Origin of the sequence: Marinomonas arctica (assembly GCF_003259225.1) — a bacterium.
Taxonomy (GTDB): Bacteria; Pseudomonadota; Gammaproteobacteria; order Pseudomonadales; family Marinomonadaceae; genus Marinomonas; species Marinomonas arctica.
In genome coordinates this window covers 68,401-80,842 of sequence record NZ_QHJF01000029.1, presented here as the reverse complement: position 1 = coordinate 80,842, position 12,442 = coordinate 68,401, and the positions used below count along the sequence as shown (strand labels likewise).

The 12,442-nt window shown below is 42.3% G+C and carries 10 protein-coding genes; 8 read left to right on the top strand and 2 right to left on the bottom strand.

What is annotated here, in order from left to right; translation table 11 throughout:
• Positions 1-73: 73 nt before the first annotated feature.
• The gene (locus DK187_RS16585) at positions 74-1,663 is read right to left on the bottom strand and encodes a methyl-accepting chemotaxis protein (RefSeq protein WP_111608447.1); all 1,590 of its coding nucleotides are present in this window, start codon (positions 1,661-1,663) and stop codon (positions 74-76) included.
• Positions 1,664-1,824: 161 nt separating this feature from the next.
• Positions 1,825-2,277, bottom strand: a complete 453-nt coding sequence (locus DK187_RS16580) for an Lrp/AsnC family transcriptional regulator (protein WP_111608446.1) — start codon at positions 2,275-2,277, stop codon at positions 1,825-1,827.
• Positions 2,278-2,966: 689 nt separating this feature from the next.
• On the opposite strand from DK187_RS16580, the gene cynS reads away from it, so the two are divergent.
• From cynS to DK187_RS16535, 8 genes are all read left to right on the top strand, one after another.
• Entirely contained in the window at positions 2,967-3,407 is a 441-nt protein-coding gene (gene cynS / locus DK187_RS16570; protein ID WP_111608444.1) for a cyanase, read from the top strand.
• Between the two features lie 56 nt (positions 3,408-3,463).
• On the top strand, positions 3,464-4,276 hold the full coding sequence (locus tag DK187_RS16565; protein ID WP_111608443.1) for a formate/nitrite transporter family protein: 813 nt from the start codon (positions 3,464-3,466) through the stop codon (positions 4,274-4,276).
• A 64-nt stretch (positions 4,277-4,340) separates the two neighbouring features.
• Positions 4,341-6,071: a bifunctional protein-serine/threonine kinase/phosphatase gene (locus tag DK187_RS16560; protein WP_111608442.1), complete on the top strand. Its 1,731-nt coding sequence runs from the start codon at positions 4,341-4,343 to the stop codon at positions 6,069-6,071.
• A 92-nt stretch (positions 6,072-6,163) separates the two neighbouring features.
• Positions 6,164-8,644: a glycogen/starch/alpha-glucan phosphorylase gene (locus DK187_RS16555; protein ID WP_111608441.1), complete on the top strand. Its 2,481-nt coding sequence runs from the start codon at positions 6,164-6,166 to the stop codon at positions 8,642-8,644.
• A 432-nt stretch (positions 8,645-9,076) separates the two neighbouring features.
• Positions 9,077-9,730, top strand: coding sequence for a hypothetical protein (locus DK187_RS16550; RefSeq protein WP_111608440.1), 654 nt, complete (start codon positions 9,077-9,079; stop codon positions 9,728-9,730).
• Between the two features lie 267 nt (positions 9,731-9,997).
• Complete coding sequence (locus DK187_RS16545) at positions 9,998-10,429, top strand: VOC family protein (RefSeq protein WP_111608470.1); 432 nt, start codon at positions 9,998-10,000, stop codon at positions 10,427-10,429.
• Positions 10,430-10,657: 228 nt separating this feature from the next.
• Positions 10,658-10,978 carry an antibiotic biosynthesis monooxygenase family protein gene (locus DK187_RS16540; protein ID WP_111608439.1) on the top strand — a complete coding sequence of 107 codons (321 nt, stop codon included), beginning with the start codon at positions 10,658-10,660 and terminating at the stop codon, positions 10,976-10,978.
• A gap of 60 nt (positions 10,979-11,038) precedes the next feature.
• Complete coding sequence (locus DK187_RS16535) at positions 11,039-12,439, top strand: putative bifunctional diguanylate cyclase/phosphodiesterase (protein ID WP_111608438.1); 1,401 nt, start codon at positions 11,039-11,041, stop codon at positions 12,437-12,439.
• Positions 12,440-12,442: the final 3 nt, after the last annotated feature.

Below are 12,442 nucleotides of genomic sequence, written 5' to 3'. Positions count from 1 at the left end.
TAAAAAAGGCTTCCACTGGGAAGCCTTTTTGTTTATCGCTGTTAGTGTTTTTTGTAGGGCATTTAAAATAAATTTAGATTCGGAAGCTATCGACTAATTTGCTTAACTGCTGAACGTCGCTGCTTAGGCGATTTTTAATATCGATGGCTTTTTGTGTGTATTCCACATTGGATGAAGCCGTATTAGTCACATCATTTACTTGCTCTGCTATCTCGTTTGCCTGTTGGTTTTGTTCTTGAATGGACGTCGATATCTGCTGGTTGGTATGACTTAAGGTGCTGATAGATTCGATAATGGTGGTAAACATTTCAATGGTTTCTTGTGCTTGTGTGGCGACGTTCTCTGTAAGTGTCTGTGACGTTCGCATGACCTGTGCTGCATCGGCAGAGCCTTTTTGAATGCGTTCCACGGCGGTTTCTATTTCGAGTGTGGATTCATGCGTTCTATTGGCTAGGTTACGCACTTCATCGGCAACGACAGCAAAGCCTCGACCGGTTTCTCCTGCACGAGCTGCTTCAATGGCTGCGTTAAGGGCCAATAAGTTGGTTTGTTCCGCTATACCACGAATCACATCCAGTATATTGCCGATGTTTTGTCCATCTGTTTCTAGGGTAGACACTACGGAAGACGCTTTATCCATTTCGTCGACAACGTTGTGTAAGGATTTAAGGGTTTGTGACAGGTTATTTTGCCCCTTGGTGGAGTTAGTATTGGCTTCTATGGCCATGTCACCACACTTATTTGCATCAGCAGACACTTGGCTCAACGAATTGGTCATGACATTCACCGCGTTGGCAATGTCTTTTGTGCCTCGCTGTTGATGTTTGGACATTTTGTCGACTTGTTGCAAAGCATTGTCTATCTGTGTTGCAAAACCTTGGGTTGATGAGACGGTGTTGGCAACTTGCTTAATCACTGAATGCACCAGTTCAATGAACCCATTCAGGTTTCTAGCAACTTCAGCCATTTCGTCTTTGCCAGAAGCATCAAGACGAGTGGTTAAGTTGCCGTCAGCACGATTGAGGTTTTCTAAAACCGTTATCATTTGACGTAAAGGTTGAATAATCAGACGGTTCGCAGCGAAAGCGATAAAAACAGATAGAATCAATACAATGGCTAAGCCGATTGTATTATTGAGCTTTACTGTATTAATAACATTCTCTAAGTTAGCGGCTCTGATTTCGACTTGGCTATCGCCTTCTTCTTCGAGCTTTTCAACGAAGGTTAGTAGCTTTTCGACGTGTTGATCAAATTCTGCAACGGCGCCGGTAGAGATCTCTGTATTATCGGACAGTATTCTGCCTTTCAGGGTTTCTAACGTTGCTAAATAATTGTCCAGAGTGGTTAAGGCTTGTGTTCCCATTAAGCCTGAGTTTTTCATTCTGCCCAGCGCTTCTGCAGTGAAGGCATTTTCTTCTGTGATTTTCTTTTTTGCGTCCTCGAGTGATATCTCATTACTGATGTAGGCATCAAGGGTAATGATTTGGGCTTGTATACCAATCGTTCCCTCCATTGCACCATCGGCGGCATCCCAAGCATTACCGGTAATGTAGCTAATTTCGGAATTGAGTTTATTAATCGATAGTATGCTTAGAACAGCGTTGCTTAAAACTAATGCCACGAATAGGCATATACCAAGATAAATTTTAATCTTTATCGTCATTAATTTTCTCCGAAATAAAAGAGTGATGATTTTTAATTCTAGTAGGAAAAAATTATTTGTTCAGTGTTTTTTTTGTACGGCTTTCGTGAAAGGCATAAGGTGTAGTCGTTTACTTAGTCTAATATCATTTTTATAGTGATAACCTTATCGTGATTAAAAGGCTAAAACGCCAATGGGGCATTGTCTTTGACTTCTTTCATCACAAAAAAAGTGCGTAATTGCCGAACACTTGGCAACGCCAATAATTGATCACTATGTAGTTTATTAAAGTCGGCCATGTCTTTGACTCGCACCTTTAGGAAGTAATCAAAATCTCCCGCGACTAGGTGGCAATCCAAAATGAAAGGCAGCTTAGAAATAGCGTTTTCAAATGTCGCAAAGCTCTCTTGTGTCGACCTATCTAGCACTACTCCTACCAATACTAAGGCACTTCGCTCGACTTTTTCTGGTGCTATGACCGCTCGAACTTCGCTGATGTAACCGTCTTTAAAAAGCTGATGAGTACGGCGATGACAGGTCGCTGGGCTCACGTTGACCTGTTCGGCTAAATCGGCATTGGTTAGACGGCCATCTTGTTGTAATAAGCGTAGAATTTTTTTATCAATTTTGTCCATATACCATGCCTTACTGTTTTAACTGAGTAAACGAAAGATTCTTTCTGAAATTAGCAAAATGTTGAAATAGAAGAAATAGGTAATTGGGTTTTGTGGTAAATCTATCAATAGGTTTGTTTTTTTGTCTTTTAGATCAGTGCTCGGATCTTGCTCCTAATTCAATCAGGATGCTTTTTTCTGGTGCGAGCAACTTTGTCTTAGTCGTGTTTTTTATTTTAAAAAAACGGATTTCGTTGTGGCTGAAAATATTTTTAATAGGTAAATCAATCGTATTATGCGTATTTAGGTAGGTATCACTGGTGCCTTTATTTATTTGGCACCATACTTGCTATTATCTAAGTGTCTCTATGTCGATTTTGTTGATGTAGATAACAAGTTGGTCAACGTCGATCAGTTTGCTTAATGGCATCGTCGCCAGCTGCTGTTGTTTCAGTAGCACTCGGTCATGCTCCTTTAGAAAGGAGATAGCTGATGAGGGTGGCGCGTGCGCTTTTCTTCTCTCTTTTCTTTTTCTTTCTAAAAAAGCCATTCGGTTATCCGTCATTGGCCTTGTCGTAAGCAAAATAACGTTCGAAAAATATTGGTATGTCTTGCTCTATCTGTTGAGTCTGGGCGCACCAAATGACCTGTATTTTGAATAACTCTGTTGTGAAGAGCTCTATTTGAGGGGCTTTATTTGAGGAAAAGAGATGAAAAAAATTGATGTCACAGAAGCCATTTTTGCCATTAAGAAAGAGAAAAATCTGAGCTGGGAGTCTATCGCGAAAGCCACTGGCATGACCGATGTTTGGATCACCTCAGCCTGTTTAGGCATGAACAGTTGTTCAGAAGACGTGGCGGATAAGCTGGTGTCTTTTTTAGGTTTACCCGCCGAAGCCAAATCCGTGCTGATGGAATACCCAACCAAAACTTGGGATCAAGCGATTCCGCAAGATCCCTTAATTTATCGATTGTATGAAGTGGTGGGCGTTTATGGACCCACGCTTAAAGAGGTTATCCAGGAAAAATTTGGCGACGGCATCATGAGTGCGATTGATTTTTCTATGACGGTCGACAAAGAAGAAAACCCTAAGGGTGATCGGGTTATTTTGACGTTAAATGGGAAGTTTTTGCCATATAAATCTTGGTAATTATTTCTTTTCAAAAGTGAATCTTAGGTAATTTTAAAGAATAAGAGGGCGTAAAAATGGCGTACATAGAACCAAGTGAATTTGTCACCAAAATGGTCGACGCAGGTGAGCAAAAGGTCTACATGTCGACGAAGGATACCATCATTCGTGCGTTTATGGCGGGGGCGATTCTTGGCCTAGCGGCGGTGTTTGCCATTACCGTCGCCACACAAACTGGCAGCCCATTGTTGGGCGCTGTGCTGTTTCCTGTGGGCTTTATCATGCTCTATTTGATGAAGTTTGATCTGCTCACTGGGGTGTTTACGCTTGTCCCTTTGGCGTTGTTTGATAAACGTCCAGGCGTGACGCCCGCACAAGTTCTGCGCAACTGGGGCTTGGTGTTTATTGGTAACTTTGCGGGGGCTTTAACCACGGCGTTTTTTATGTCATTTATTTTGACTTACGGTTATGCCACGGATGGCGGCGCGTTGGCCGCGAAAGTAAGCTCCATTGGTGAGTCGCGTACTTTGGGCTATCAGTCACATGGTGTGGGCGGTTGGTTTACCATTTTTATTCGTGGCATGTTGTGTAACTGGATGGTGTCAATGGGTGTGGTGGGTGCGATGATCTCTACCTCTGCTGGTGCCAAAATGGCGGCCATGTGGATGCCGGTGATGTTGTTCTTTTACATGGGCTTTGAGCATTCCATTGTGAATATGTTTTTGTTCCCATTTTCTATGATCATGGGCGGAGAATTTACCGTATCGGATTATTTGATTTGGAACGAGATTCCAACGGTGTTGGGCAATCTTGCCGGAGGTCTTTTATTGGTCGGGCTACCTCTTTATCTGACGCATGTGAGAACGTCTGCGTCGCGTAAATTGGCATAAGACGATGTATTGGAAAACTCTGTGAGTCTGGATGCTTGCAGAGTTTTTGTATTTAGGGGTCTTAATGAAAGCACTGAGCATCAGTATTGGCCGCGCCACCAATAAGGGTAAAAAAGACATCAATCAAGATTTTCTGGGGTGTCGAATACCAACAGAGCCGCTATTATCGACCAGAGGTGTAGTGCTTGCCATCGCCGATGGCATCAGTTCAAGCCCTGTTAGTCAAGTCGCTAGTGAGTTCGCTATTACGCGATTTCTAGAGGATTTTTACCATACCCCGGACGCGTGGTCGGTGAAGATATCTGGCGAAAAAGTGATCAAGTCTATCAATGCCGCTCTCTATTCTCAAACCCAAAATGGCCTAAGCCGATTCGATAAAGACAAAGGTTATGTCTGCACGTTTACCGCCATTGTGATGCGTGCCAATTCGGTGCATATTTTTCATTTGGGCGACAGCCGTGTTTATCGTTTGCTTGGTGGTCGTTTGGTTGATGGTAAAGTCGAGCAACTCACAAAAGATCATCGTCGTATTGTATCGATTAATGAGAGCTATTTAACGCGTGCCTTGGGCATAGAGCCGATTCTAGAATTGGATTATCAAACCGTCCCGATGAGTAAAGACGACATATTTGTGATGGCGACGGATGGTGTGTATGAATTCGTCACCGCTGAGCAAATAGTGACCTGTATTGCCGAGTCAGAGAACTTGGACCAAGCCGCAGAACACATTATTTTACAGGCATTAGAAAATGGCAGTGACGACAACTTGAGCATTCAAATCGCCCGAGTGGATGACGTACCAAGTTATCAGCTGGTAGAGGTGCAACAGCGCATCAGTCAATTGCCTGTGCCACCGCCATTAACAGAAAGAATGTTGTTTGAAGGCTACGAAATCGTGCGCTCTATTTATGTGAGCAGCCGCAGTCATGTGTTTTTAGCCCGTGATATAGACAGCGATGAGCTTGTGGTGATTAAAACACCGTCGGCAGAATTGAGTGATGATGCGGCGTATTTGGAAAGCTTCATGTTAGAAGACTGGATTGCTAAGCGGGTTCAGAACCCTCATGTGGTTAAAGCCATCGAACCACCACGACAACGGCAATGTCTGTATTTGGTAACCGAATACATCGAAGGTCAGTCCCTTGCTCAATGGATGAGAGATAACCCCAAACCAACGCTGGAGAAAACCCGAGACATCATTTCACAAATCGCCAATGGACTGCAGGCTTTCCATCGTAAAAGTATGATTCATCAAGACATTCGTCCGGCCAACATCATGATCGACAAACACGGTACTGTGAAAATCATTGATTTTGGCTCTACTCACATCGCAGGTGTGAGCAACACCAAAGATGAAGACGCCTTACGAGGCACTATGCGTTATTCGGCACCAGAATACTTTCTTGGTCATGCTGGTACTGAGCGCTCCGATATTTATGCTCTCGGCGTCATTGCCTACCAAATGTTATCTGGCAACCAATTCCCTTATAGCCCGAAAATTGCTCAAGCAAAAAGCATCGCCGCTCAACGTCGCCTAACCTACCGTAGTGTGATGACGGAAGACTCTGAATTGCCCGTTTGGATTGACGATGCATTGCATAAAGCCTTAAACATAAATCCGTTAAAACGTTATGAAGAAGTCTCTGAATTTATCTACGACTTACATCATCCGAATCAAACTTTCCTCGACCGCACTCGGCCACCTTTGATACAGCGTAACCCAGTCATGTTCTGGCAAGGCGTGTCTTTCTTCTTGTTTTTGGTGATTGGTTTTTTATTGCTGGTAAAGTTTTAGTTTTTCACATGACGCTTTTTTAAAAGAAAACATTTATTGTCTCAATTCAGGCGCTACACTGATGGTCTAACGTAAATATGAGGTGACAGGCTATGTCTTTAACGACGGATTTAATCCCCGATGGTGCTTTTCATGGTGTTGCTTCGCGTCAAAGTATGAAAGAGAGTATTTTGCACCATTTACGCTATACCTTGGTGCATTTACCTCAGCAGGCTACTCCTAGGGATTGGTGGTTGGCCTTATCCTTAGCCATTCGTGACCGCATTACCGATGACATGTCGATGACGCAAATCGCTCATAATAGCGACAATGTACGCCGTGTTTATTACTTATCGATGGAATATCTGATGGGGCGTATGTTGATCAATAACGCCCATAATATCGGTGTATATGACGCCGCGAAACAAGCCATTGAAGAGCTGGGTTTAGACTGGGAACAGATCTGTGACGAAGAAATGGACATGGGCTTGGGCAACGGCGGACTTGGCCGATTGGCGGCTTGCTTTTTAGACTCGTTAGCGACCCTCGATTTGCCCGCAATTGGTTATGGTATTTATTACGAATTTGGTTTGTTCAAACAAGAATTCTTGCAGGGCAGGCAAGTAGAACACCCAGATACTTGGATTAAATACGGGACGCCATGGGACATTATTCGCCCTGAATATTCCCAGACGATTCAATATTATGGCCGTGTAGAAACGGTGTATGACAGCGCGGGTAACAGTCGTCCTGTATGGGTCGACACCCGTAGTGTGATGGGCGTGCCATTTGATATCCCCGTTGCCGGTTATGATACCAAAACCGTGAATTTCTTACGTTTATGGTCTTCTCATTCCACGGAAGATTTTGATTTAGAAGAATTTAACAAAGGCGATTATGTTGAAGCGGTTCGTTCTAAAGCCATGGGCGAGACGATTTCTAAAGTATTGTATCCCAACGATCAAAATGCTAACGGTAAAGAGCTGCGTTTGGTGCAACAGTACTTTTTTGTGGCGTGTTCTTTGGCCGATATTTTACGCCGCTTTGAAAAAATGAACTCGGATTGGACTAAGTTGCCTGACAAAGCGGTGATTCAATTGAACGATACGCACCCCGCCATCGCCATAGTAGAATTGACTCGAGTACTGTTGGATGACAAACACCTTAGTTGGGACAGCACCTGGGATATTGTCACCCGTACCTTTGCGTATACCAATCACACCTTATTGCCTGAGGCGCTCGAAAAATGGAGCGTTGGGCTATTTGAAAAAGTGCTACCGCGACATCTGCAGCTTATCTATGAGATTAATCATCGTTTTATGGGTGAAGTGGCTCAGCGCTGGCCGGGCCGCGATGATATATGCCGTGCCTTGTCTATCATTGAAGAAGGCGAGCATAAAATGATCCGTATGGCGCATTTAGCGGTGATTGCCAGCCATAAGGTCAATGGTGTGGCGGCGCTGCATTCTCAACTGCTGAAGAGTGAACTTTTCCCGCATTTTGACCAGCTTTATCCGGGAAAATTTACCAACAAAACCAATGGCATCACACCCCGTCGTTGGTTATTAGGTTGCAATCCCGGGTTGGTACAACTTTTCGAACGATATGGCATTGATAGAGATTGGCCAAAGAATTTAGAACACTTGCGTACATTAGAAAGCTTCTTGGATGATAACGCCTTTTTAGACGACTTCATGGCGGTCAAGCATCAAAATAAAGTACATCTTGCGAAGATCATTAAAAAAGAATGCGACATCGATGTGGACCCATTTGCCTTGTTTGATGTGCAGATCAAACGCTTGCATGAATACAAGCGCCAGCATCTAACCCTATTAAATATTCTGACCTTATACCATCGTTTATTAAATCATCCAGAAAGTAACACGGTGCCAAGAGTGTTTATTTTTGGCGCGAAAGCAGCACCGGGTTATGCGTTGGCAAAAGATATTATTTACGCCATTAATAGTGTGGCAAAAGTGATTAATAATGACCCTCGTATTAAGGGGAAATTGAAAGTCGCCTTTTTGTCTAATTACCGTGTTTCCTTGGCGTCACACATTATTCCGGCGGCGGATTTGTCTGAGCAAATATCCACCGCAGGCAAAGAAGCGTCTGGTACTGGCAACATGAAGTTGGCATTAAATGGTGCGATTACCATAGGGACCATGGACGGCGCTAATGTGGAAATACTTGAGGAAGTCGGCCCCGACAATATTTTTATATTTGGTTTAAACGTCGACCAAGTGCGGGCGTTAGATCATAAAGGCTATAACCCTTACCGGTATTATCAGCAAGATGAAGAGCTAAAAGGGGCATTAGACTGGCTCTGCTCGGGCCATTTTTCGCCAAACGACCCTCATGCTTTTGACAGTATTCGAAACAGCCTACTTCAAGGGGGCGATCCTTATAAAGTCATGGCCGATTATCGTGCTTATATGGACTGCCAACAGCAAGTATCAGACGCTTACCAAGATAAACCTCGTTGGGCTCGCATGGCCGTGTTAAACACCGCGCGCATGGGGAAATTCTCATCGGATCGCACCATACAAGAATACGCCGACGAGATTTGGACACTGCCCGCGTACCCAGTGTAAACAGAAATAAGTTGCGCTTTCTGCGACGGTCTTCATCCCTTGTAGGGCTGTATGAGGGAGGAACGACCGTAATCTGCCATTGAAAGCGCCGCTTTCACCTGTAGGTGGCTGCTTTAGCCCAACAACAAATATGCCACACAACCAGCATCACCCTGTGGTTAATCCAAAAATTGTATGGATGCATTGTTGATTTTTACAAGTATCGATTTCTGGAACGGATTGTCTAAAAAATAATTACTATCTAGCGGGATTGTGTTGGCAGTAAGCCAGAAAGTCTTTTAGTATTAATGGATAAAAGACAAAACAGGCATGCTCGATTTTCAGGTATTGGTCTTGTAAATAGATCAATAAAATACTTATTTTTCAATTGGTTGAAAAATATTGAGAGGTTTTTAAAAATCTCTAAACACGTATGCATACCATTAAAGCGTTATGAAAAGGTGGCAAATTATTAAAGAAGAAGATTTCAAAGAACTCGTTAAAGGTATAGATGTAGATCTACCTAGTTGTATCAACAATATTAGATCTATGAGTAAAACAATCGATATTTATGAATATCACAAATCAGAAGCCTATCGACTGATTAAAAAAAATGAGCCTAAATCTAGTCGAGAAGCAATGGAGCTTGTATTTCAACCCTCTGAGGAAATCTACTTCGATAAGCTGTCAATTCAAGCACATATACAATCAGCAATATATAATTCAAGAGCTTTGTATGACATATTTTCTCATCTAATTAATAAGATTTTTTTGAATGGTAAAATACGAGTTAATGACTGTTCAATTGGCAAGGTGAAAGAAAAATTAAAAGATGGTCGCTTTAAGTCGGCTTTATCTTCAATTATTGAAACTGAATCATATTTATATATAAATGCATTTGTAAATACTATAAAACATAGAGATCTGGTCGAGTTAACAGCGAGTATAGATTTCGTAAATAGTAGGTCAGGCATCAAGTTTAATGAATTTCAGTATAATCAAAAAACCTTTGAATCTTTATGGGCTGTAGAAGTTTTGACTCATTCACTAAATGCTAAAAATGACATGATTGATCTTTTTAACGTTTTTAAAAATAACCTAGTATAAGGTTTTGTATAACAAATGTATCAAAGTGACTGCCAACGCGTGGTGATCTCAGTTCAAATCGGCATTTGTGATAATGGCTGTTATTTTGGGTTAAGTGGTTTTGCGTTGCCGCTCTACCTGTAGTGTTTTACACCTGATACGGCATAGGTTGATCTTTGTTGGCAACCGAGCTGGTAAATGAGCGTTAGCCCTTCCTCGCAGCTTACTTTTAGCAATCCAACCGCTATAGTACTCGTTATTACTATTATTGAAACGAGAATGGAAAGCATGAAACAAGACATTGTGCATATTGCTTTAGTGGTTCGAGACTACGATGAAGCCATTGATTTTTATGTTAATAAACTCAAATTTGAGTTGCTTGAAGATACCTATCAGCCTGAGCAAGACAAGCGTTGGGTCGTCGTGTCTCCACCAGGTTCAAAGGGCGTGACCTTATTACTAGCGAAAGCATCTAAACCTGAGCAGTTTGATTTTATCGGTAATCAAACAGGTGGTCGTGTCTTTTTGTTTTTAAACACGGATGATTTCTGGCGAGACTATGAGTGCATGCTTGCTGAAGGCATTCATTTTGTTCGACCACCTACTGAGCAGGAATACGGTACAGTGGCGGTATTTGAAGATCTATACGGTAACTTGTGGGATTTGCTGCAGCTCAATGACAATCATCCAATTTCTAGTCGGTTGAAAGCGTTGCTTTGAGTGACACATCTTTAGTGGCGTGTTAAAGCATACGACACAATCAAATCAGGGTTTAGAGTGAGCACTAAAGTAACCGTCGCGTTGAATAGTTTAAGGTAATTTTAGGCTTACATCATGTCCGAGCTAGGCGAATCTATAATGTAACAATTCGTTAAGATTTGTTATGATTTATAAAGCTACTTTTAAGCATAAACGTTATAGCGATTGTCAGCAATCAGGGAGAAAAGGATGTTTATTGCCGTTTATGAATTTGAAATCAAAGAAGGTACGGAAGCGTCTTTTCGTAACGCATGGCTTGACGTCACAAAAGCAATTTATAAAAGCTGCGGTAGTTTTGGTTCAAGACTTCATACGTCAGATAAACCCAATATTTTGGTGGGTTATGCCCAATGGCCAAGTCGACAGCAATGGGAAAAAATTAGCGATCTTAACGATGAATCCTACCAACGTGCACGTAATGAAATGCGTAACTGCCTAGTTCAATCAAAAACAGTTTATGAGCTTGAAGTCAGTGATGACTATCTGCAAACTTCTCTGGCATTGGATTGATATACGAGGGCTTATAAATAGTAAGTTTTCAATGGTTATTTAATCTAAAAGGATCTTTGTTTGAGAAGTCGATGCAGTAAGCTCTTTCGTCTCGCGAAAGATGACATTTCTAGATGGACGCCTATTGGCCGCCATAATAAAAGAGTGAAGAATCTCACTCTGTTTGGTGGTTTTGCGACAGTCATTTGTAGTATCGTTTGGGGCTTATACTATCTGAATAGAGGGGATTTACCACATTTCTCTATTAACCTTATTTTGGTGATGATCGGTTCCATAATACTCATATTAGCTGTTCTTAATTATCTGCGTTGCGCTGCAATTATTATGTGTCATGCTCTTTTTTTTATGGTAGCCCTTGCCTCTTTAGGCGATATACCTGTGCGTGATATTCCTCGTTCTGTTCATATGAATTTTCTACCAGTTATTGCAGCCAGTTTTCTTGTGTTTCATCGAGAAGGGATTTATCTACGTTTTATATTGCCGTCTATTGGTTTGGTTCTATTTCTCGCTGTCGCTCTTAACGTTATGCCAATTGCCTCATCTGATTTGGCTGCTCCCATTGAGGGACGTTTGGTTGGCGTCTGGGTAAATCATATTACCGGAGTAGTCGGTGCTAGTATTGTTATCGTCATGATGCAGTCGGATATGAAAGCACGTAGTACCTTGGAAAGTGATATGCGTTTGGCAATTGCGCGCGGGGAGTATTATTTTCATTATCAGCCTCAGGTTGATATCACTGGTCGTCTATCCGGTGTAGAGGCCTTGATTCGTTGGCAGCATCCAGTAAAGGGTAGCGTTTCACCATTAGAGTTTATTCCGCTTGCCGAAGAGACAGGACTTATCATTCCTATTGGAGCGTGGGGGTTGCGTACGGCTTGTGCACAGTTGGCGGAATGGGAGCGATCTGAGTTAACAAGTCATTTGACTGTCTCGGTCAATGTTAGTGCCACACAATTCCGTCAGCCAGACTTTGTTCAAGAGGTTAAGACGATTCTATTATTAAGCGGCGCTACGCCATCCAAACTCAAGCTGGAACTGACTGAAACGGCATTGGCTGATGATATGGATGTTGTGATTAAAAAAATGAATGCCTTGAAAAACATTGGCGTGACATGGTCATTAGACGACTTTGGAACGGGTTTTTCTTCGCTAAATTTACTCAAACGTTTGCCTTTAGATCAACTCAAAATTGATAAATCTTTTGTCAGTGACTTGATGTCTGATCAACGCAGTTTGTCTATTGCTAATACGATTATTAGTCTGGGTCGAGATCTAAACTTGGCGGTCATTGCAGAGGGCGTTGAAAACGAAAAGCAGCTAGCGGCGCTGCGTTCGATCGGTTGTCAGTCCTATCAGGGGTTTTTATTCAGTCATCCATTGCCGATCTCTGAGCTTAATGACCTAATTGAAGGCCGAGTGGCGACAGGCTACATTCGTCTACATCCAGATGCATTGATGTAAAGA